This is a genomic window from Flavobacterium pedocola, from assembly GCF_053764385.1.
Map to the genome: position 1 here is coordinate 41965 of NZ_JBSNCR010000005.1, position 23391 is coordinate 65355.

Genomic DNA, 23391 nt, shown 5'->3' on the forward strand with positions numbered 1-23391 from the left:
TTACGCTTTAAGCTTTAGGCATATTGCTTACGGCTTACTGCATATTGCTGATTAATACACGTCTTTTTGATATTTTCCGGCGATTTCCAGATCATCTAAAATCTGTTTTGCTTCGGCTGTACTGATATTTCTTTCGGTAGCAATCACCTCGATTATCGTATTTTCAACATCGGTACTCATTGGATTTTTTTGACCACAGATGTAAAGGGATGCACCGTTTTCAAGCCATTCGTTAAACTCATTTGCTTTCTCGCGGATTCTGTCCTGCACATAGATTTTTCGTTCCTGATCCCTGGAAAAGGCGGTATCGAAACGGGTTAATAAACCGGAAGCAATCCATTGCTGAATTTCCGTCTGATAATAAAAATCAAGGGCAAAATGCTGTTCGCCAAAGAACAACCAGTTTTGACCTTCGGCTCCTTCGGCATCGCGATGGGCAAGGAAACTTCGAAAAGGAGCTATTCCAGTTCCGGGGCCAATCAAGATGATATCGGTTGCATCGGAAGGCAATTTGAAATTGTTGTTCTTATGGATGTAAAACTCGATTTCTTCGTCTTTCGGAAAATCAGCCAGAAATTGAGAACACAAACCGGTTTTGGTGTTGCCTTCGATGGAAAAGGTATTCTTGTTCACCGTAATATGCACTTCACCATCATGGGCATTCACCGCCGATGAAATCGAATACAAACGCGGGGCAACCGGATGGAGAATCGCAAGGACATCGTCGAATGAAACGGTTTCGGGTTTGGTATATTTTTTAAGAATATCGACTAAATCGGCTTTTTCTTCTGTAATGGAAATTCCGAATAACCCTGAAAGTATTTCAAGTGATTTTTTACTTAACCCGCGTATATTTTTATCAAAAAGAAGTTCTTTTTTAGCATTTTCATCAAAAAACGACACGATTTCATCAATTTCGCTTCCGCTGTTTTTCGGATAAAAACCGATGGCATCACCAGGTTCATACACGACTTCTTCATTCGGAGTAATTTCGATGTGATAGGTTTCCTTGTTTGAACCCCGGTCGTTTAAAACTATTTTATGCGAAACAATTCCTTTGAAATTTTTCTTGTGATTTACGGATGATGAAGCACTCTTTGAAACTACTGTCACTGATTCGGCATTTTTAGAAAACACCTGCTCTAAATCGGATTCCCAACTGGTTACGGTTTCGGCATAATCAACATCGGCTTTTACTAAGGGCAACAAACGATTTGCTCCTTTTTCCTCCAAAACCTCATCCAACAAAACTCCGGCGTTACAGAATAACGGATAGGAAGAATCACCTAAACCTAATACAGCATATTTCAACTGGCTCAAACTCGTTTCGGAAGCTTTCAACTTTTCATAAAAACCTACGGCATTCTGCGGGAACTCCCCTTCTCCCTGCGTACTTACAATGAAAAGCACCAGAGTTTCCTTCTCCAATTTGGCGGCATCAAACTGAAAAATATCTGTGGATTTCGCCTGAATCTTCTTCTTTTTGAAATTACCGAGCAATTGTGTGGCTATCTTTTTAGCGTTACCGGTTTCCGTGCCATAAACAAGCAGTGGTTTCACTGTAACAGCTGCCGTTACGGATGCTCTGATTGGAATGATATTGTGTTGACCTGCCAGAAAACCTGCCAAATAACCTTTGGTCCAGAGGATTTCTTCTTTGGTGGATTGTTGCACCAATTGTTGCAGTAATGTTAGTTTAGTATCAGATAACATGTTGAAAAATAGTTTTATGGTTATCGAAATAAGATTCGGAAGTACTCTGTTCCTTTATCCAGTTAAATTGTTCGTGAAGCTGCACCACATTCCCCACGATAATCAACGTTGGAACGTATTCAAATTCAGGTAACACATTGGTTTTCATATCTTCATAAGAGAACACGGTGGTTTTCTGATTCGGAGTCGTGGCTTGTTGTACAACAGCAATTCCTTTGGAAGTTGTCAAGCCGTTTTCCAAAAGCACATCGGCTAAAGTGTTCAAACGTTGTCCGCTCATGTAAAACACCAAGGTATCGGAAGTGGTCGCCCAATCTTTCCACTGACTTGGCAGTACATTCTTTAAGTCATAAAGCGTTAAAAAACGGACACCACGCGAAAAACCTCTTGCCGTTAACGGAATGCCTGTATACGAAGCCGCACCAAAAGCAGCCGAAATTCCCGGTATGATTTCATATTCGATTTCGTTGGCTTTTAATACTTCCAATTCATCCAAAATATTGGAAAACAGCATGGAATCACCGCCTTTTAAACGTAAAACCAATTTTCCTAACCTGGCGAATTCCACCATCAGTTCGTTGATGTCTTCCTGCGGGGTGTGGATGCCTTTGGAACATTGCTTCCCAACATAAATTACTGTGGCTTCTTTATTGGCGTATTCTTCAATAAGTTCCGGTGACACCAAACGATCCGTTAAAATCACCTCGGCTTTTTGGAGATACTTCAGGGCTTTAAGGCTGATCAGTTCAGGATCACCCGGTCCGGCACCGGCCAGAATTACTTTTCCTATGTTTCTTATTTTCATCTTTCTTCTTAATTTTTGGCATGAAAATCCCTGACTCGCTTGTAAAAGCAAGGAAAAATCATACGATCTGTTATTAGTTTTTAGAACAGTCCTTCTATGGAAAGGTAGCGTTCGCCCGTATCGTAATTGAAGGTCAGTACCGTAGCATCATCGGGGATTTCAGCAATCTTTTTAGCTACTGCAGATAGTGAAGCCCCGGTGGAAATCCCAACCAGTATCCCTTCCTCTTTAGCGATGTTTCGGGCATTTTCAAACGCTTCGTCACGGCCTACCTGGATTACCTCATCGATTAAATCATTACCATAAATAGACGGAATAAATCCTGCTCCGATTCCTTGCAACGGGTGTGGTGATGGTGTGCCTCCGCTTAATACCGGTGATAATTCCGGTTCTACGGCGATTACCTTCAGGTTAGGGAATTTCTTTTTAAGGACTTTTGCCGTTCCGGTGATGTGACCTCCCGTTCCTACTCCGGTTATCAGATAATCCAAGCCTTCCGGGAAATCGGCTATGATTTCCTGAGCGGTGGTTAACTCGTGTACTTCCACATTGGCGGGATTGTCAAACTGTTGCGGTGACCAGGCGTTCGGGATTTGACTTACCAATTCGTTTGCTTTTTCTATGGCTCCTTTCATTCCTTTTTCCCTTGGTGTCAGTTCGAATTGTGCCCCGTAGATTTCCATTAGTTTTCTACGCTCCACACTCATCGATTCCGGCATAACCAGAATTACTTTATAGCCTTTCACCGCGGCTACCAATGCCAAACCGATTCCGGTGTTACCCGAGGTTGGTTCTATGATTACACTATTTGGATTCAGGATTCCTTTGCGTTCGGCATCTTCAATCATCGCCAATGCAATACGGTCTTTAATACTGTTCCCGGGATTGCTTCTTTCCAGTTTGATCCAAACATTTTTATTCGCTCCGAAAAGCTTGTTTATTTTAACAACAGGAGTATTTCCTATGGTTTCTAAGATGTTGCTTTTTTTCATTGTATTTGATTTGTGTTGTTGGTTTTAATTCTTTACTCTATTATCTATGTATTCTTGTCTCTTGTCTCTTGTCTCTTGCTTCTTTTCTCTCTAAATCACAAAATTCAAAGGCTCCGGAAAAGGATTCTTATTCTTAATGATGATTTCACTCTTATGATACACCAATGATTTCTCCGGTATCGAGTTGGTTATCCAGACATTTCCGCCTATTACCGAATCATCCCCGATTATGGTCTGTCCTCCCAAAATGGTTGCGTTGGCATAAATCGTTACATTGTTCCCGATGGTCGGATGCCGTTTGGTTTCTGCTTTGTCTTTGCTTACTGTTAAAGCTCCGAATGTCACCCCCTGATACACTTTCACATCGTTTCCGATTACCGAGGTTTCTCCGATTACAATTCCGGTTCCGTGATCGATAAAAAACCTTTCCCCTATTTTCGCCCCCGGATGAATATCGATTCCGGTCTTGCTGTGTACATATTCCGAAATCAGTCGTGGCAGAATTGGTACTTTACTTTTCCAGAGTTCATGCGCTATTCTGTAAATGGCAATGGCAAAAAAACCGGGATAAGAAATCAGGACTTCACTTCGTGACTTTGCCGCGGGGTCAAACTCAAAAACAGCTTCAAGGTCTTTTTCCAGTTTGGCATGTATTTCGGTTAATCTTCCAAAAAGCAAAATGCCAAGGGTTTGGGCTTCATCAGTATTTTCAAGAACATTTTTTAATAATTCGATTAATTCCTTTTTAAGCTCTTCTTCTTTGCTCAGAAAAAAATCGTAATCGTCGTATTCATCCCCTGTTGAGAATAACCAGTTAAAAACAGCCTCTGTCCATGCTTCCGTTTTCTGTTTATCGGGAAGTTTACGGATTTTCTGTTTGTTGCGTTCAAAAATCAGTTGTCCCATTACAAAAACATTAAAGCGCCTACGGTATTAAAAGTCGTTTCATCAACCAGAATCGCGTTTCCGTTTTTCGGGTTTTCCTCAAAAGCATCAAAAAACAAAGGTTGATTCGTGCGCAGGGAAATCTGTCCGATGTCGTTTAACTTTATATTGTCTGCACTGTTGAATTGCCATTGGTTAATGTCCCAGGTCTGATCGACCGATTGGATTTTAACGCGAACCGTTCGGAACCGATGCTGCAACAAATACGTTTTTCCGATTTGCAACGGATTATTATCCAGCCAGCATACCCAGGTTTTAAGATTGTTAGTCACCGCGGGAGCACTTTCCGATTGTACAATACTGTCACCTCGGCTGATGTCGATGTTGCCCGCTAAATGCAAAACGATGTTGTCACCGGCGATCGCTTTTTCAATGGACAGCTGATGTTTTTCTATTTTCGAAATCGTTGATTCAATTCCTGAAGGCAGTATTTTTACAGTATCACCCACCTGATAACTTCCGCTTAAAACCTGCCCTGCGTAACCTCTGTAATCATGATTGTCTTCATCTTTCGGACGGATTACCCATTGCACCTGAAAGCGGGAAGCTAAATTTTCTTTAGTTGGGATTTCGATATGTTCCAAAGTGCTCAGTAAAGTATCCCCTTCGAACCAAGGTGTGTTGTCCGATTTGTCTACGATATTGTCACCAACCAAGGCACTCACAGGGATATAAGCGATTTCATCGTACTTCAGATTAGCTTTTAACGCTTCAAAATCCGATGTAATGGTATTGAAAACTTCTTCTGAATAATCAACCAAATCGATTTTATTCACAGCAAGTATCGCTTTTTTAATCCCCATTAAAGAACCGACACTCGCATGTCTTTTGGTCTGGGTGGTGATTCCTTTTCGCGCATCAACCAAAATGATAATCAAGTCGGAATTCGAAGCTCCGGTTATCATGTTGCGCGTATATTGCTCGTGCCCTGGAGCATCGGCTATGATAAACTTTCTTTTCTTGGTAGAGAAATATTTGTACGCCACATCGATAGTGATACCTTGTTCCCGCTCGGCACGTAATCCATCGGTAATCAAGGACAGATCTATTTCAACGCCTTCCTGTTTGGTCTGTTTTTGTAAAACCCCCAACTGATCGGTATGTATGCTGTCGGAATCATAGAGTAAACGACCGATTAGCGTGCTTTTGCCATCGTCTACATTTCCTGCGGTTATAAATTTTAATGTGTTCATTCTTTACTATTTTAAATTTTGAATTATAGATTTTAAATGAATTATGAATAGAGGCCAATATTTTAGAATTTAATTATGATGTTACACCACTTATTAAATTTAAAATTCATCATTTAAAATTTTTAGAAATACCCTTGTTTTTTACGATCCTCCATCGCAGCTTCGGAAAGTTGATCGTCCAATCGGGTTTGCCCCCGCTCACTGATTTTGGTTTGGATGATATCATCAATAATATCCTGAATGGTAGCAGCTTGGGAAGGAACGGCGGCGGTACAGGTCATATCGCCTACGGTTCGGTAGCGTACTTTTTCCACCACTACTTCGTCTGTCGGTAAGGGTTTTATGAAATCTGAAGTGGCTACCAATTTGTCTTGATGCACAATACATTCTCTTTCGTGGGCGAAGTACAGGCTCGGCAATTCGATGTTGTTCTGCTGAATGTAATTCCACACGTCCAGTTCCGTCCAATTACTGATCGGGAAGACACGAACATTATGACCTTTTTCAATTTTCCCGTTTAGGATATCCCAAAGTTCCGGGCGTTGTAATTTTGGATCCCATTGTCCGAAATCGTCCCGAACGGAAAAAATACGTTCTTTGGCTCTTGCTTTTTCTTCATCACGACGGGCTCCGCCTATGCAGGCATCAAATTCGTTTTCCTGAATGACATCCAACAAAGCATAGGTTTGTAAAGTGTTGCGGGAAGGAAATCGGCCTTGGGTTTCTTTCAGATTGTATTTTTTGATGCTCTCTTCTACGGAAGCCACGATTAGTTTTTCACCGATTTTCTCTACCAGATAATCTCTGAAGGCAATCGCTTCCGGAAAATTGTGACCTGTATCCACATGCACTAACGGGAACGGGAATTTCCCCGGACGAAAGGCTTTCAACGCCAGATGTACCAAGACAATCGAATCTTTTCCGCCGGAAAAAAGCAAAGCCGGTTTCTCGAACTGCGCTGCCGTCTCCCGAAGAATGTAAATCGCTTCGTCTTCTAACTGATTTAAATAATTTGTTGTGCTCATTTAAGTTATGAATTATGAGTTATTAACTGAAAACTGTGACTATGACTGATAACTATTTATGCAATCCACATTCTTTTTTGGAAGCATCTTCCCACCACCAGCGCCCGGCTCTGAAATCTTCACCTTCTTTTACAGCTCGTGTACAAGGTGCGCATCCGATACTGATAAAACCTTTGTCGTGAAGCGGGTTGTACGGAACACCTTTTTGCGATACTATGGCTTTGACTTCTTCGGTTGTCCAATGCAAAAGCGGGTTGTATTTGTAAAGTTGATATTGTTCGTCCCATTGTACAACCTCGAGTGAATTTCTGTTAGGCGAATGTTCGGCTCTTAAACCTGTTATCCAGACATTTGCTCCCTGTAAAGCTCTTTGCAAGGGCTCAACTTTTCGGATGTGACAGCACTGTTTCCTAAGTTCCTGACTTTCGTAAAAAGGGTTGATTCCTTTTGTATCAATGAAACTTTCGAGCGCTTTATGATCCGGGTAATACGTTTTCACTTTCTGTTTGTACTGCAACTCGGTTTTGTGCCATGTACTGTAGGTTTCGGAAAACAGACGGCCGGTGTCCAGCGTAAAAACTTCTATATTGGCAAGTCCTTGAGAGAAAACCACATCAGTGATCAACTGGTCTTCAATCCCGAAACTGGTTGAAAACACAATCTTTCCAGTTGTTTTTTCAGACAGTAGTTTCAGGTTTTTCGTCAGGTCCTGACTTTCGGTTAATTGGTTGATAATTTCAGTGTTCATTGGTAATATTTTGACATTTGGATATAAAAAAAGCCCCTTGAAATCAAGAGGCTTACGTTTTGGTTTTTATTATTTACAGCAATAATACAACAGACGGCCTCTTGCGAAGTTTCGCATACAACACATCATCATCATACAAGCTGCAGATGCTAAAATTGTCGTTATGGTCGTAAGCGTATTCATAGTTGTTTTTTTAAATTTTCATTCAGATAATAGAGATTAAGCGGATTTTCAACTTCATCTTGAGTTACTCTTATTCTTGCTTCTTGTCTTTTGCTTCTTTTTTTCTAAAACTAGTGCAAAAAAAAAACTCCCCAATTGCTTGAGGAGTTTTAACTGTATCTTGATAATGATCCAAACATTAACATGCAGCATATAACCCCTCAGTTTCTGAGCAGCACATACACATCATCATGTTTACAGTTTGGTTTTTCATTTTTTTGTCTCTTTTGAACACTGCAAACGTATAAAGTTTTTTTTATTAATCAAAACAAAATTTATCAAATTATTATTTTTTGCTTAATTCCCCAGCTTCTTTATACACATAAACTAACTTAACATATGATTAAATGCAAAATATTCAAGAAACAATCAAAACACAGGTAAACTAAAATCTAACTTCAATTTTAAGGTGTGTAGACAATGATTTTCCTCTATATCAAAAAAACAGCAATTTTATTTTTTTATTGAATAATTATTTTTTGGCAGAATTCATTGTTTTTACCGGTTAATTTGGCAAAATACGTTCCGCTGTTCAGGTTTAGGTTATCCACAGATAAGCGATAACTTCCGTTGGAAAACTGAACTTGCTTCGACACTATATTTCTTCCTGATATATCAAAAACAGCAAGTGTAAACACTTCATCCTGAACACTTCCGCTCAAATTGAAATTGATTTCATTTACAACTGGATTCGGATAAACCGCCAGTCCATCTTTAGAAACTCCAAAATCTGCTGAAGAAAGCGTAGTCACGATATATCGGTTAAAGAAATTCCAGATTTCCGTAGTATACGAAATATCATTGGCTGCGGTCAACCAAACGTGGTCTGCCCCATTCACTTTAAACAATTCGATTACGGAATTATTATTCGGGCTGGTATATTTGTAATGATCAATCGTATAGCCGTCGTTAGCCGTATTGGGCAAAGCGGTTTGAACCGGTACCGGATTACTTTGGTTGTTGGTAACCCAATAATTGATCAAAGCACTAACATCGTTTCCGTAAGTGTTGCCGGTGTAAGCAATGGTTCCGTCACTGGTACCGTGGAAATGTGCAATGGATACAGGTCGTCCCGGTGTTCCGGCTGCTACAGGCATGATACCGTTACCAAAAGTTCCGGCTACGGAAGCAAACGCTTTGATTTTATTATTCAATCGTAATGCTAATTTTTCAGTCATGAAACCGCCCATCGAAAAACCACAGGAAAAAACTTTGTTCGGATTTATGGCGTATTGTGCTGAAACCACATCAATTAAACTGCTGATAAACCCAACATCATCCACATTTGCATTCGGAATATAATAAGATGGTCCTGCTCCTGAATTCCATGCCGTTCCCGCCAACGGATCACTCAAAGCCTGCGGGCAAACCACAATAATGTTGTTGGTTTCAGCTAATTGAGCAAAACCTATTCCGCTGAAATTGGTCATGTTGTCACCAAGTCCGTGCAAAGTCAATACTAACGAAGCCGGGTTGGCCGCGTTATAATTCGTCGGGATATAAATCCTGTACTGACGGTTTCCCGAGGCATGGTTTAACGTTTGATTCTGCCATTGCGAAAAGGCTGAAAAAGACAGCAGTAAAGCAAGTAAGAAAAAAGTAGTTTTGCGTTTCATAATCAATTCGTTTTTTAGTTATAGCAAATGTATTTTTATGCTATCCAATTGATTATGACATATATTAAAAAAGAAAACTAATTGTTTGACATTTGTCAATTATTTGGCTTTTGCCCTGATTCTGCTTAAGGTTTCCTGGGTAATTCCCAAAAAGGAGGCAATCATTCCCAAGGTAAGCAATTCGTGCGCTCTTTTATTGGTTCGGATGAAATCCGCGTAACGTTCTTCCGCAGTTTGGAAAAGCATTAGGTCGATACGGTTTTGCCCCATGATTACAGCACTGCTCATAACCATTCTGAAGAGTCGTTCCACATCTGGGTGTTTATCGCAGATGGCTTCTAATTCATTCTTACTGATACTCCATAAAATACAGTCATCCAACAGTTCAATCCCTCTCTTGTCAGGCTTTTGCTTGATAAAACTTACCATGGAAAGCAATAAGGTTTCGTCACCACGAAAACCGTCAGTAACATCTTTATCATCTTTATAATAGAAAATCCGGGCCGCTCCTTTTTCGACAAAATAAATATCCCTGCAAATATCATTTGGCTTTACCAGAAGATGTCCTTTTGGCAAATTCAGCCTTTTGAAAGAATTCATCAGGGCAACGATACTGTCTGTGCTCAGGTTTATATTTGTTTCCGCCGTGTTAGTATCGTCATCATTAATCATCAGATTGACATAACGGTTTATGGCTGTTAAGATGTTCAGCATGTGATTACCTTTAGTCCTTAATAAATTTCAGCTGTTTTTCACCCAGTCTGACATAATAAACACCGGCGCTTAGTCCGCTTACATCAATACTCCAATTCTTTTGTGCATTCGGTTTAGAAATTACTTTTTGCCCTAAAGCATTTACGATTTCCACTCTGCTTTCAAAAGGAAGTTCTATGATAAGGACTGATTTTGCAGGATTCGGATATAATATAATGCCTGAGTTTAAGAATTCCGATGTACTCAAAGTTCCTAAATCGATTTGCTTTTCGATGGTTTCTTCACACCCATTACGTATGGCTTTCAGCTTAACTATTTTAATTCCTCCGGATGTATAAACATGTGAAGGGTTAGGTTCGGTTGAAGTCGTTCCGTCACCGAAATCCCATTCCAAGGCGGTGAAATTGGCTGAAAGGTTGGTAAAATTGACCGTATTCGAATTAATCTGATAACTGAAATCCGAATGCAGATTATAGGTATTGATTCGCCATTGTGCTTTATTCGGCAAAACAACCTGATCGGCTATTCCGTGAAAATAGGTCGCGGTTGCCTGTGGTACCCCACCATAGGACGTTGTTCCGGTTACAGGCTCCTGAAAAAGCGCTGCATACATCGCACAAGCCACCAAATAGGAACCGTTTAAATTCGGGTGGATGTCGTTGTAACTTCCGTGAAGCAATAAATCCTGTTGCGCATTGTAATGCATACGGGCGCATTCTCCTGCCGGCACAAAAGGTACATGCAGATTATCCGCCATTTTGGTGATAGAATCCCTGATTTGGGTCTGCACCTGAAAATAAGTGTTATACGTAGTCGAAGATGGCACACCGTAAGGAATCTGATACAGTAGGATTTTGGCACAAGGGCTGTATCTTTTTATGGAATCCATTAATTTCTGACCACGCTGAATAGTCGTGTTTACAGGCCATGAAGCGCCTGCGGATTCTCCACTGCCGGGTTGCAGTACCACCGCATCCCAAACGTTGTTCCTGAAGAGACTGTATACGTTAGCATCATCTACATGGTTAACAAATCCAGTCCCTCCGGGAGCATACATTTGAGTGGTTACATTCTTGCCTTTGCTGTTGGCTATATCGCGGAACAGGATCGGCATATCATTGAAATAGGTAATACTGTTACCAATAAACAATATTTTCTTTTGAGGATTTTGTGCTGTTGCAGCAATATTGATAAAAAGCAGCACTAAAAAAGTGAATAGTAATTTTAGTTTCATAGTCCGTCAGTTAAGTAGGTTTGGAAGACAATATTACAAAATACTATTAATCAATCGATTACATTTTTAAAAAAACGTCCCAATTTCATCCCGCTAAACTGCACTTTCATCCCAAATTTTGACAAATGTCAAAATCTATTCACCTATCTTTTGATAAAAATCATCGTATCATTTTATGTTCAAATCCGATTGGTGTAAAGGAATAACCTCCATGAACAAGGCTTTTATCTTAGGATGTTGTTTCAAATCGGTAACTTCATAAAACTCCTTTATCAAATCTTCGGTAACGGGTTTCGGATTAGGGAATTTGTTCTTTTCTAAAAATCGTTTTAAAGCCAGATTCACCTTGCTCTCCCCAATCATTTCACTTAAAAGATACATCACGACAGTTCCTTTGGAATATGCAATATGCCTATCATCCGGTTTTACTTTATACAAAGGCATTTCCTTGGAAAAACCTCTTTCGTTATTATAAATGTCGAGATGCATTTCAACACGTTTCAGCATTTCTTTTTTCCCGTACATTTTCTTTAAAAGCATCATTTCTGTATACATGGCAAGGCTTTCGGTAAGCATTACAGCGCCATCCCGCTGATCTGGATTTATCTGATTGCCGCCCCACCACAAATGTGCCAGTTCATGCCCTGCAAGCTCGTTGATTACATCCTGTTGTTTATCGGCTTTGATATTGCAGTGAAAAATCATATCTTCCGTCATGTAAACCGTTGCCGGATAGGCTGTTGCCGCAAAACCCTTGGTAAAACTTGAAACTTCCGCAAAACGAATGGTTTTATAAGGATATGCCCCGAAATTAGTTTCACAGTAATCCATTGTCAATTTGGCATTTTTAAGCAGATGCTCCACATTTTCAACGTGGGAAGGATGATAATACACTTCAAAACCCTTGCCTTTGTAATGCTCTTTTTTTACAGCATATTTAGCCGAAGAAACAGCAAAACGGAAAGGAATCTGCCTGACCTGATAATGAAACCAATTTCTATTACCGGCTTTCCATTGTTTCACCAATTCCCCCATACCAATTACAGTTTGGTTATCCGATGTAGCAATCTTCATATCAAGATTTATAAAATCATTATTAGGCTCTTTGGCTGCATCAAAAGCTTTGGCATGAGTTTTTACGCCTAAACCGAATTGCTTTCGGACACCCTCTTCCTGAATTTCATTATCCGGATTATATCCAAATTGCGGGTAATAACGGCTGATTCGCATAAAAGCCCCATTTTCAACTATTGCATTGAAGGGCTGATGACTGTTTACCGCTTTCCACTGATAAGTAATTCTGAACGTGAAACTTGCCTTTTCATTTGGGAGCATTGACTGTTTCAATTTCAGCACTTCAGTTTGATTTTGAACGGGTTTCACATCATCTTTAAACTGAAAATCAGCATTTTTAATTTCAAAACCATCCGGAAAACCAACAAGAATGCTATCTATTTTTTCATTTGTTTTATTCTCAAGAATATACTTTCCTACAATTGTATAAGCATTTCTTTCAGGGAATAATGCTACAGTAGTTTTCACATCGGTAATTATTGGATGGGACAAATTCTGATAGCGGCGGAACTGTTTTTCATAATCCGCCTGCGATTGTAATTGCGAATTTTCATCTTTTGGCAAATAATCTTCCATGACTTTATTGCCTAAACCACAGGCACTTAAACCTAATAAAAGCAATGTCACATAGGCATACACTTTCCTGAAATGAGGCTTTCGAAGATGGGCAACATAGAGCAAAAACAACAGCAAAATCGCACCGAAAAGCAATCGGTACACAAAAGCAGTCTGATAACTTCCAAAACCGTTCATGTCACTGTAATCAAAATTGATGCTGTACAAAAACTTGAACAACGGAAACGAAACTAAGTTTCTTCCCAAAGGCGTTGCCATGACAAAGGCAAATAGTGAAGTAAGTCCCAAAGCGACGTATTTCTGATTGACCAACTTTTGAATTAACAGTAGAAAACCACTCAACAAAAACAACGGTAATGTATTAAACAATACCACTTTAGCATAAATAAATCCTTCCAAAACAGGATAACCATAGCAAAACTGAAACACAATTCCTTCGGCAATCAAAGCAACTGAAAAACTTGTAATCACCAACAACATTGTCAGCCAATGTGTCCAAAACTGTGTTTTAACGGTTGGCGTGCTACCTTCTATCAAATTAAAATTTACATTTCTGCTGCGCCAGTACACATCATGAGTGTAAAACAAAACCACAATAACACCCAGCACATAAAAATTCTGAATTATCGTAGAAGTCATTAATCCTGAAGAAGCATATTTCTGTGGAATCCGGATCCCTTTTTCAATTTCAGCATACATTTCCATACCAACCGCGAAAAGCAATGCCAAAACAATCAATACAAACGGGACGCTTTTAAAAATGTAAGTCAGGTTGATTTTAACGAATGAAAACATTGCTTTTGTTTTCATCATAAATCCTTCATTAGTTGCTGTAAATTTAAAAGGGAAGCTGTCTGAAATTTCATTTTCATCTGACAAAACAGTTTTTTTATGCTTGCTTTTTTTTGTAAAAGAATAGTTTCTGAAAGCGGTACAAAGCAGAAGTATTGACAGCAAAACAACGCCCAATCGGTTCCAAAGGAAAATACCGTCAAGACCAATTATTTCAGTATTTCTTTGAACAACACTCCATTGAGCCGTCTGATTAAAAAAAGCCGACAACCCGAAAGGATCCAAAATGCCGGAAATAAATTTCGTTTGTTCCGATTGCGGTAAACTCTGCGCCATAAAAGGAGAGCTTGAAAACACAAGACTTACCATATAAAAGATATACAGCAGCAAGCCACTCACATAAATGTGCATTTTAGTTTTGGTAAACCAAGCCACCACAAACAGCACTGCAGTTACAAAAAATGTATTGATGAATGTAAAATACAGCATTGGAACCACATAGTATATCAGGTTAAATTCACCAGTTTCCAATGCTTGTCGTGTATTAGTCGTTTGCCCGATAAAAAAACTGATAGTCAAAAGAACTATACACAAAAGACTCAAAGTCAAAACCGAAGTAAATCTCCCTTTCAGAAATTGCTTTTTAAGAATCGGGGTACTGAAATAAATCTGTTCAAAACGATGATCCAATTCTTTAATTGCCAGTTGTGCCGTAAACAACGTACTGAAAAAAATCGTCGCCAAACTATTGAAAGCTGTAATAAAACCGACTTGATACGATGAATTGTAAAATACATTTTCACTGATTGAAAAACGAGCGTTACCGCCTGCGAAAATCCCGAAAGCAACAATCAAAAGCAGTACAGTGTAAAAACCCCATCTTTTGAAATATCCTTGAAGATCGAATCTGAAAACTGTTTTCATAGCACAAGATTTTTTTGATTCAACGTTGAAAAATAGACATCTTCCAGCCCCGGATTTACACTTTGAAAATCGAATAACGGTTGGCCGGAAAACACATTGATATTCATTTTTCCGGCTGTGAACTGTGATGAAATCACGGAATATTCATTTTTGAAATAGGTAAGTTCCTGCTTCTGAATTTGTTTTCTCCATATTTTCCCTTCCAGTCGTTGAATTAAATCAGTTGGATTGCCTTGAAGCAGCACTTTTCCTTCGTTCATAATTGCCATTTTTGAACATAAATTGCGTACATCTTCCACCAAATGAGTTGACAGGATTACGATTCGGTCTTCCCCTATTTCACTTAAAAGGCTGTTGAAACGGTTTCGCTCTTCAGGATCCAGACCGGCAGTAGGTTCGTCCACAATAATAATTTTGGGATTACCCAATAATGACTGAGCCACTCCAAAACGCTGACGCATTCCTCCTGAAAACGTATGCACTTCTTTTTTTCTATGCGTAAACAGGTTCACTTTTTCGAGTAACGAAAGGATTTGGTCTTTTCGCTCCTTTGAATCTGTAACTCCTTTTAAAACAGCAAGATGATTCAGCAAATCGTAAGCCGAAACTTTAGGATACACACCAAAATCCTGTGGCAAAAAACCGAGTTGTTTCTTGATAAAGTCTGGATTTTCCAAAACATTGACACCGTTAAATAAAATCTGTCCGCTGTCTGCCGATTGCAAGCCAACAAGGGTTCTCATTAAAGAAGATTTTCCGGCTCCGTTCGGACCTAACAAACCAAACATTCCGTTATGGATTTCCAGCGAAATGCCGTCAATTGCTTTTACTCCATTTCCATAGGTTTTTTGGAGATTTTTGATAATTAAACTGTTCATTTTGATTGAATATTGATGATTATTGATTAAAAACCACATAATTCTGTTTTGAAAAATTTAGGCAAAAGAAGCCCTGTCGGTCAAAAAACCGATAGTATTTAGCTCATTAAAAAACTGTTGATTATTCGCTGATATACTCTAAAACATCTCCGGGCTGACAATCCAGAGCTTTGCAAATCGCCTCAAGTGTTTCAAACCGGATACCTTTTGCCTTGCCCGTTTTCAGAATCGAAAGATTTGCCGGAGTGATACCCAGAATTTCCGCCAATTCTTTGGACTGCATTTTGCGCTTGGCCAGCATTACATCAACATTTACTATAATTGGCATAGTTCTAAATATATAAATCCTGTTCGTTTTGCAGGTTCACGCCCTGCTGAAAAATCGCTGCCATGAAGAAGATAAAAATTCCCATTATAGCATGCGCGACAATCATCGCAAAAAAAGGAAAATCTTCAATACTGAATAGCGACCAGATTATAATCGCAACCGGGTACAGCAACAAATTAAACTGATAAAACTGCTTTAAGTTTTTCAAACCTTCTCTTGTAAACAAACGTTCTTGCTTGAAAGTTTTGAAGACATTGCTCAACACCCAAAAGAACAAACCGTATAGTGCTAAACCTAAAACCATTTCCGCCACATAGGCCAAGGTATATTCAGAACCTAAAAGAAAATGCTGATTCGTAAACGCCAGGTTGATAGCAAAGCGGTTGTTTTCCATTTTTTCGAAAAAAGGACCTTCAAAAACACAGTTGATCAGAGCATAAATTGCTGTTAGCAAATAAAAAAATGCGGCAATTCGTACCAACACATATAAAAAAGAAGCTATAATCCGAACTACTTTCATGGATTCTAAATTTAAGTTCAACAGAGCAAATGTAATAATTAATTATCGTAAAACAATAATTATTTATCAAATTTTTATAATTTGTGAAAATAGGATTTTTAGAAGAAAAAATATTTTAGTAAAAAAGTTTGCGTATTCGAAAATCATTTCTATAACTTTGTACCATACAAAATTACGAAATGAACAACATTTTAAACAATACTTGGTGGTGGAACAACTTACGTCGAACGTCGTGAGCGAATCCTCCTATCTGTATTTTTAAAACCAAAATAGATAAAAGGCTTGTCAATCACGACAAGCCTTTTTTTATTTCCAAAATTTAAGATCATGAACAACTATAAATTACACACACACTACAAACAAATCCTTGCTGACACCATCACGCCGGTGAGCATTTATTTAAAAATCCGTGATAAATTCCCGAACAGTCTTTTGCTGGAAAGTAATGACTATCACAGCAATGAGAACAGCTTTTCCTATATCTGCTGCAACCCAACTGCAAATATTAAAGTGGAAAACGGTGCGATCACCACAACCTTCCCGGACGGAAATACAACCAACAAACCCATTCAAAGTCAAAATGATGTTGTGGAAGCTGTTCAGGAATTTACCTCGCGGTTTGAAACGGAAAAGAACGATTTCAAATTCATTACCAACGGTTTGTTCGGATTTACCAGTTACGATGCCGTTCGCTATTTTGAAAATGTTTCCATCGAAAAGAAAACTTCCGATTTACAGATTCCCGATTTATATTATGCTGTTTATCAAAACATAATCGCTATTAATCATTTTAAAAACGAGGCTTTTATTTTCAGCCACAGCTTTGATAATCAAAACAATATTACCGAAATCGAACAACTGATACAATCGAAAAACTTTGCTTCTTATTCGTTTACCAAAGAAGGTGGATCTGCTTCCAATTTATCGGATGATGACTTCAAAACAAATGTTGCTTTGGCCAAAAAACACTGCCAGCGTGGTGATGTATTCCAATTGGTTTTATCCAGACGGTTTACACAAGGTTTCAAGGGTGATGAATTCAACGTTTACAGGGCTTTGCGAAGTGTTAATCCATCACCATATTTGTTCTTTTTCGATTACGGAAATTTCAAAATCATGGGTTCTTCCCCTGAAGCACAATTAGTCATCAAAAACCGAAAAGCAGAAATCCATCCCATCGCAGGTACTTTCAAACGAACAGGAAATGATCAAAATGATGCCCTTTTAGCCAAACAATTAACTGAAGATCCTAAAGAAAACAGTGAACACGTGATGCTGGTAGATTTGGCCCGAAACGATTTAAGCCGAAACGGACATAAAGTACAAGTGGAAAAATACCGTGAAGTTCAGTTTTTCTCGCATGTGATCCATTTGGTTTCCAAAGTAAGCGGGCAATTACACGAAAAAGCAACCACCATGCAGGTTGTAGCCGATACGTTTCCGGCTGGAACACTTTCGGGAGCGCCTAAACACAAGGCTTTACAACTCATCGAAACCATTGAAAACACCAACAGAAATTTCTACGGAGGTGCCATTGGTTTTATGGATTTTGATGGTAATTTTAACCATGCAATTATGATACGGACTTTTTTAAGCAAAAATCATCAGTTGCATTATCAGGCGGGAGCCGGTATAACTATCAATTCCAGTGAAGAAAACGAATTACAGGAAGTGTACAATAAATTAGGAGCGTTAAACAAAGCGTTGGATTTAGCGGAAACATTATAGTTTTCAGTCACAGTCACAGTTAACAGAAAAATTTATAACTCATGAAAAAGATCTTAGTCATAGACAATTACGATAGTTTCACCTACAACCTGGTTCATTATCTGGAAGATTTGAACTGCGAAGTGACCGTTTACCGCAACGATGAATTTTACATTGATGAAGTAAAACCGTTTGATAAAATCCTGCTTTCACCGGGACCGGGAATCCCTGATGAAGCCGGATTACTGAAAGAAGTCATTAAAACCTATGCGCCTACCAAAAGTATACTCGGCGTTTGTCTTGGCCAGCAAGCGATCGGGGAAGTTTTTGGCGGGAGTTTAACTAATCTTGAAAAAGTCTATCATGGTGTGGCAACCCAAGTCAAAATCACCGTTCCCGATGAAACCCTTTTTAAAGGTTTAGCCGATGAAATCGAAGTCGGTCGTTACCATTCCTGGGTGGTTTCCAACGAAAATTTCCCGGAAGTCTTGGAAATCACTTCAGTAGATGCAAACGGAGAAATTATGTCACTGCGTCATAAAACCTACGATGTCCGCGGGGTGCAATACCATCCGGAAAGCGTTCTTACTCCCAACGGAAAGAAGATTCTTGAGAATTGGGTAAATAGTTAAGTCCTTAGTAATTAGTGGTTAGTAATTAGTCAGCCACTTCGCCAAAACAAATGTCAGGATAGTAAAAAGTACTACCCTAAGGACTTCGCATGCCTAAATCAATTAACAAACATCACTAATCACTAATTACTATAAACATGAAGACGATATTAAACAGATTAATCCAACACGAAACACTTTCCAAAGAGGAAGCTAAAACGGTGTTGAAAAACATTTCCAACGGATTGTACAACCCGAGTCAGATTGCGAGTTTCCTGACCGTTTATATGATGCGAAGCATTACCATTGAAGAATTAGCGGGGTTTCGTGAAGCCTTACTGGAACTCTGCATCGCTATTGATTTAACCGATTACAATACCATCGATTTATGCGGAACAGGCGGTGACGGAAAAAACACCTTTAACATTTCCACTTTGGCTTCGTTTGTGGCAGCCGGAGCAGGAATTCAAGTGGCGAAACACGGAAACTACGGCGTTTCTTCCATATCAGGTTCAAGCAATGTGATGGAAACTTTGGGTATTAAATTCAGTAATGATGAAGTTTTTTTAAAGAAATCTATTGAAGAGGCTAACATTTGTGTTTTACACGCGCCGCTCTTTCACCCGGCCATGAAAAATGTGGCTCCGATTCGTAAAGAACTTGCCGTAAAAACCTTCTTCAATATGTTAGGCCCGATGGTGAATCCGAGTTTTCCGAAGCATCAGTTAGTAGGTGTTTTCAGTTTGGAATTAGCCCGGATGTACGCCTATCTGTATCAGAATACCGAAACGAATTTTACGATTCTACACAGCTTGGAAGGTTATGACGAAATCTCTTTGACCGGAAATACGAAAATCATTTCCAAAAACTACGAGCAGATTTTAAAGCCAGAAGATTTTCAGGTACAGAAACTACAGGAAACAGATATTTTAGGCGGAATTACCGTTGAAAAATCAGCCGAAATCTTCCTGAACATCCTAAAAGGAAACGGCACACAAGCCCAGAACAATGTTGTGTGTGCCAACGCCGGAATGGCAATTTCCACGGTAAAAAACTGTTCCATTTCCGATGGATTCGAACTGGCCAAAGAAAGTTTACTAAGCGGAAAAGCTCTTGAAAAGCTTAAAAAACTACAACTTTTGAGCAATTCATAACTCATAACTTATAATTCATAACTCAAATGACCATTTTAGATAAAATCATCATCGATAAAAAACGGGAAGTCGAACTCAAAAAAAAGTTGATTTCAACATCACAATTGGAAAATTCAGCTTTGTTTGGAAGCCGAACCTATTCGCTAAGCAAGAATCTGCGAAACAATCCGGTCGGAATCATTGCCGAACACAAGCGACGTTCACCTTCAAAATCCGTAATCAATAACAATTATTCCGTGGAAGAAGTTACAGTTGGCTATCAAAATGCAGGTGTTTCAGGAATTTCCGTTCTAACTGACGGGAAGTATTTTGGCGGCTCACTCGAAGATTTGTTACTCGCAAAAGCCTCCGTTAATGTGCCATTACTTCGAAAAGAATTCATCATCGACGAATACCAGATTTTGGAATCTAAAGCTCATGGTGCTGATGTTATCTTATTGATTGCAGCCGTTTTAACCCGTAAGGAAATTAAACAACTTTCTGAATTTGCACATTCGTTAGGCCTTGAAGTGTTGTTGGAAGTTCACAACAAAGAAGAACTGGACAAAGCCATTATGCCAAGTCTGGACATGATTGGGGTAAACAACCGCAATTTGAAAACCTTCGAAGTCAGTCTCGAGTACAGTAAACAATTGGCTCAACATATCCCTGATGAATTCGTAAAAGTTTCGGAAAGCGGCATCAGTTCCACTGCAACCATTCTTGATTTACAGCAATTTGGTTATCAGGGTTTTTTAATCGGAGAACATTTTATGAAAACTGAAAATCCGGGAAAAGCAGCAGCCGATTTTATTAACACAATACTGGTGAAATCATGAAACTAAAGATCTGTGGCATGAAATATCCGGCTAACATTCAGCAAGTTGTAATGTTTCAGCCTGACTATTTGGGCTTTATCTTCTATGAAAAATCCCCAAGATATTTTAGTGGAAATCTACCGTTACTACCAAAATCAACACAGAAAGTAGGGGTTTTTGTAGATGCATATCTAGACGATATTATTGGCAAAATTACCCGATACAACTTACAACTCGTTCAATTGCATGGGAATGAAAGCCCTGAATTTTGTAAGCTTTTTAAACAATTGGATATCAAAGTCATCAAAACATTTTCTATAGATGACAGCTTTGATTTTCAAACCATTAAGCCATACGAAACCGTTTGCGATTATTTTCTTTTCGATACAAAAGGAAATAATCCCGGTGGTAACGGAACCACTTTCAACTGGCAGATTCTCAAAAACTATCCATCCCAAAAACCTTTCTTTCTAAGCGGCGGCATTGGTTTGGATGAAATCAGCGAAATAAACCTGCTTAATTTACCGATTCACGCAGTCGATGTAAACAGCAAACTGGAAATCAAACCCGGGTTAAAAAACGTAAAAGAATGCGGAAAACTAATCCAACTGATAAAACTTTATAAGTTCATCTTCAATCCATAATCTTTAAATTCAATAAAATGCAATATCAAATTAACGAAAAAGGGTTTTACGGCGAATTCGGAGGCGCTTTCATCCCCGAAATGCTCTATCCGAATGTGGAAGAGTTGCGTCGTCAGTATTTAGAAATCACCAAAACCGAAAGCTTTCAAAACGAATTTCAACAACTGCTGAAAGACTACGTCGGACGTCCGACACCGCTATATTTTGCCGAACGTTTATCTGCCAAATACAACACCAAAATCTACCTGAAACGCGAAGATTTATGCCATACCGGTGCACATAAAATCAACAATACAATAGGACAAATCCTTTTAGCCAAACGCTTAGGTAAGACCAGAATCATAGCCGAAACCGGAGCGGGTCAACACGGTGTAGCTACCGCAACCGTCTGTGCTTTAATGGGTTTACAGTGCATCGTTTATATGGGCGAAATCGATATCAAGCGACAAGCCCCGAATGTAGCAAGAATGAAAATGTTAGGTACTGAAGTTCGTCCGGCAACATCCGGCTCCAAAACCCTGAAAGACGCTACTAATGAAGCTATTAGAGACTGGATCAACAACCCGGTCGATACGTTTTATATCATCGGTTCGGTAGTTGGGCCGCACCCTTATCCGGACATGGTTGCCAGGTTCCAAAGCATTATATCTGAGGAAATTAAAAAGCAATTACTGGAAAAAGAAGGTCGTAAAAACCCTAATTATGTAATCGCCTGTGTGGGTGGCGGAAGCAATGCAGCGGGTGCTTTTTATCACTTTTTAGACGAAGAAACCGTAAAACTGATTGCCGTTGAAGCAGCCGGAAAAGGCATTGATTCAGGGGAAAGCGCCGCAACTTCTGTGCTGGGAAAAATAGGAATTATCCACGGAAGCAAAACGCTTTTAATGCAGTCCGAAGACGGTCAGATCACCGAACCCTATTCTATTTCGGCCGGGCTGGATTATCCTGGAGTTGGTCCATTGCATGCCCATTTACATACCACAAAACGTGCTGATTTCGTTGCCATTACAGACGACGAAGCCATGAACGCCGGATTAAATTTATGCAAAACAGAAGGCATCATTCCGGCTATAGAAAGTTCGCATGCACTCGCGGTTTTGGAGCAGAAAACCTTTGACAAAAACGACATTGTGGTAATCAATTTATCAGGGCGAGGCGACAAAGATTTGAACACCTATATTGACTATTTCAATTTTTAGTAATCAGTAATTAGTGGTTAGTAAATAGTCCTACTCTAAAACTCAAAAAAATGAATCGAATAAACACCAAATTAAACGAAAACAAAAAGCTGCTTTCCATTTATTTCACGGCCGGCTTTCCGAACCTTAACGACACCGTTTCCATTATTGAAACACTGGAAAAAAATGGTGTGGATCTGATAGAAATCGGATTGCCTTTCAGTGATCCGTTAGCTGACGGGCCAACCATTCAGGAGAGCTCGACCATCGCCATACAGAGTGGCATGACCACAAAATTACTCTTCGAACAGTTGAAAGACATTAGAAAAACAGTTAAAATCCCTTTGATAATCATGGGCTATTTTAACCCTATTCTGCAATTCGGCGTGGAGCAATTTTGCCGGAAATGTGCCGAAACCGGTATCGACGGACTCATCGTTCCGGACCTTCCAACAGAAGTTTTTGAGCAGGATTTCAAAAGCATTTTCGATAAGTATAACCTTAAAAACATTTGCTTAATCACACCCCAAACCTCCGAAGAGCGCATCCGGAAAATTGATGAAATAACGGATAGTTTTATCTATATGGTGAGCAGCGCCAGTACAACCGGAAGTCAAAATTCATTTGGAGAAACCCATAAAAACTACTTCGAACGAGTGGCAAATATGAACTTGAAAAATCCACAGATTATAGGTTTTGGAATATCCAACCGTGAGACATTTTTACAAGCAACTGAACATCAGAAAGGCGCTATTATTGGCAGCTCGTTTATCAATTTCATAGCAAAAAACGAAACAAAACAAATTAAAGAATTTATTGAAGTGATATTATCTAATCAAAATTAAAAAGATTGATTATCAATACAATATATTAACCACCACATCAATTACTTTAAATGCTGTAACATTTTATTAACCTTTATTATGATTTCTTTAATACTTTTAATAAGACTTTCGTCGTTTTAACAAGAATACGCACTATTCAATTCATTAAAAACAAAG

Annotated in this window: 21 protein-coding genes; 7 read left to right on the forward strand and 14 right to left on the reverse strand. The window is 39.1% G+C overall.

Annotated features, from left to right (window positions below; all coding sequences use genetic code 11):
• Nucleotides 1-51: 51 nt before the first annotated feature.
• The 14 genes from ACWPKD_RS12445 to ACWPKD_RS12510 all read right to left on the reverse strand — a co-directional run bounded on the left by ACWPKD_RS12445 (nucleotide 52) and on the right by ACWPKD_RS12510 (nucleotide 16299).
• The gene (locus ACWPKD_RS12445; protein ID WP_455413007.1) at nucleotides 52-1713 is read right to left on the reverse strand and encodes a diflavin oxidoreductase; all 1662 of its coding nucleotides are present in this window, start codon (nucleotides 1711-1713) and stop codon (nucleotides 52-54) included.
• Entirely contained in the window at nucleotides 1703-2518 is an 816-nt protein-coding gene (gene cobA / locus ACWPKD_RS12450) for a uroporphyrinogen-III C-methyltransferase (RefSeq protein ID WP_455413008.1), read from the reverse strand. Before cobA ends, ACWPKD_RS12445 begins: the two co-directional genes overlap by 11 nt.
• Nucleotides 2519-2598: 80 nt before the next feature.
• Nucleotides 2599-3510, reverse strand: coding sequence for a cysteine synthase A (gene cysK, locus ACWPKD_RS12455; RefSeq protein WP_455413009.1), 912 nt, complete (start codon nucleotides 3508-3510; stop codon nucleotides 2599-2601).
• A 90-nt stretch (nucleotides 3511-3600) separates the two neighbouring features.
• Nucleotides 3601-4416 carry a serine O-acetyltransferase EpsC gene (epsC, locus tag ACWPKD_RS12460; protein ID WP_455413010.1) on the reverse strand — a complete coding sequence of 272 codons (816 nt, stop codon included), beginning with the start codon at nucleotides 4414-4416 and terminating at the stop codon, nucleotides 3601-3603.
• Nucleotides 4416-5648 carry a sulfate adenylyltransferase subunit 1 gene (locus tag ACWPKD_RS12465; RefSeq protein WP_455413011.1) on the reverse strand — a complete coding sequence of 411 codons (1233 nt, stop codon included), beginning with the start codon at nucleotides 5646-5648 and terminating at the stop codon, nucleotides 4416-4418. Before ACWPKD_RS12465 ends, epsC begins: the two co-directional genes overlap by 1 nt.
• A gap of 122 nt (nucleotides 5649-5770) precedes the next feature.
• Complete coding sequence (cysD, locus tag ACWPKD_RS12470; RefSeq protein WP_455413012.1) at nucleotides 5771-6673, reverse strand: sulfate adenylyltransferase subunit CysD; 903 nt, start codon at nucleotides 6671-6673, stop codon at nucleotides 5771-5773.
• Nucleotides 6674-6725: 52 nt separating this feature from the next.
• Complete coding sequence (locus tag ACWPKD_RS12475; protein ID WP_455413013.1) at nucleotides 6726-7421, reverse strand: phosphoadenylyl-sulfate reductase; 696 nt, start codon at nucleotides 7419-7421, stop codon at nucleotides 6726-6728.
• A 683-nt stretch (nucleotides 7422-8104) separates the two neighbouring features.
• Nucleotides 8105-9259 (reverse strand): T9SS type A sorting domain-containing protein, encoded by a 1155-nt coding sequence (locus ACWPKD_RS12480; RefSeq protein ID WP_455413014.1) that lies wholly within the window; start codon nucleotides 9257-9259, stop codon nucleotides 8105-8107.
• Nucleotides 9260-9358: 99 nt separating this feature from the next.
• Nucleotides 9359-9973 carry a Crp/Fnr family transcriptional regulator gene (locus tag ACWPKD_RS12485; RefSeq protein WP_455413015.1) on the reverse strand — a complete coding sequence of 205 codons (615 nt, stop codon included), beginning with the start codon at nucleotides 9971-9973 and terminating at the stop codon, nucleotides 9359-9361.
• A 10-nt stretch (nucleotides 9974-9983) separates the two neighbouring features.
• A complete protein-coding gene (locus tag ACWPKD_RS12490; protein ID WP_455413016.1) occupies nucleotides 9984-11207 on the reverse strand; it encodes a T9SS type A sorting domain-containing protein in 1224 nt (407 codons plus the stop codon).
• A 168-nt stretch (nucleotides 11208-11375) separates the two neighbouring features.
• Nucleotides 11376-14573 carry a M1 family aminopeptidase gene (locus tag ACWPKD_RS12495; protein WP_455413017.1) on the reverse strand — a complete coding sequence of 1066 codons (3198 nt, stop codon included), beginning with the start codon at nucleotides 14571-14573 and terminating at the stop codon, nucleotides 11376-11378.
• Entirely contained in the window at nucleotides 14570-15451 is an 882-nt protein-coding gene (locus ACWPKD_RS12500) for an ABC transporter ATP-binding protein (protein WP_455413018.1), read from the reverse strand. The genes ACWPKD_RS12495 and ACWPKD_RS12500 overlap by 4 nt, the downstream gene beginning before the upstream one ends.
• Before the next feature lie 121 nt (nucleotides 15452-15572).
• Nucleotides 15573-15779 (reverse strand): helix-turn-helix domain-containing protein, encoded by a 207-nt coding sequence (locus ACWPKD_RS12505; RefSeq protein WP_073311884.1) that lies wholly within the window; start codon nucleotides 15777-15779, stop codon nucleotides 15573-15575.
• 4 nt (nucleotides 15780-15783) lie between these two features.
• Nucleotides 15784-16299, reverse strand: coding sequence for a DUF2975 domain-containing protein (locus ACWPKD_RS12510; RefSeq protein ID WP_455413019.1), 516 nt, complete (start codon nucleotides 16297-16299; stop codon nucleotides 15784-15786).
• Between the two features lie 327 nt (nucleotides 16300-16626).
• Between ACWPKD_RS12510 and ACWPKD_RS12515 the strand changes: the two genes are divergently transcribed.
• The 7 genes from ACWPKD_RS12515 (at nucleotide 16627) to trpA (ending at nucleotide 23235) form a co-directional block, all read left to right on the forward strand.
• Nucleotides 16627-18027 (forward strand): anthranilate synthase component I family protein, encoded by a 1401-nt coding sequence (locus tag ACWPKD_RS12515; RefSeq protein WP_455413020.1) that lies wholly within the window; start codon nucleotides 16627-16629, stop codon nucleotides 18025-18027.
• A gap of 41 nt (nucleotides 18028-18068) precedes the next feature.
• Complete coding sequence (locus ACWPKD_RS12520; protein ID WP_455413021.1) at nucleotides 18069-18638, forward strand: anthranilate synthase component II; 570 nt, start codon at nucleotides 18069-18071, stop codon at nucleotides 18636-18638.
• A gap of 137 nt (nucleotides 18639-18775) precedes the next feature.
• Nucleotides 18776-19771, forward strand: a complete 996-nt coding sequence (trpD, locus tag ACWPKD_RS12525) for an anthranilate phosphoribosyltransferase (protein ID WP_455413022.1) — start codon at nucleotides 18776-18778, stop codon at nucleotides 19769-19771.
• 26 nt (nucleotides 19772-19797) lie between these two features.
• Nucleotides 19798-20589, forward strand: a complete 792-nt coding sequence (gene trpC, locus ACWPKD_RS12530) for an indole-3-glycerol phosphate synthase TrpC (RefSeq protein ID WP_455413023.1) — start codon at nucleotides 19798-19800, stop codon at nucleotides 20587-20589.
• Nucleotides 20586-21212 (forward strand): phosphoribosylanthranilate isomerase, encoded by a 627-nt coding sequence (locus ACWPKD_RS12535; protein ID WP_455413024.1) that lies wholly within the window; start codon nucleotides 20586-20588, stop codon nucleotides 21210-21212. Before trpC ends, ACWPKD_RS12535 begins: the two co-directional genes overlap by 4 nt.
• A 17-nt stretch (nucleotides 21213-21229) precedes the next feature.
• Nucleotides 21230-22411 carry a tryptophan synthase subunit beta gene (trpB, locus tag ACWPKD_RS12540; RefSeq protein ID WP_455413025.1) on the forward strand — a complete coding sequence of 394 codons (1182 nt, stop codon included), beginning with the start codon at nucleotides 21230-21232 and terminating at the stop codon, nucleotides 22409-22411.
• A gap of 50 nt (nucleotides 22412-22461) precedes the next feature.
• Complete coding sequence (gene trpA, locus ACWPKD_RS12545; RefSeq protein ID WP_455413026.1) at nucleotides 22462-23235, forward strand: tryptophan synthase subunit alpha; 774 nt, start codon at nucleotides 22462-22464, stop codon at nucleotides 23233-23235.
• The last annotated feature ends 156 nt before the right edge of the window (nucleotides 23236-23391 follow it).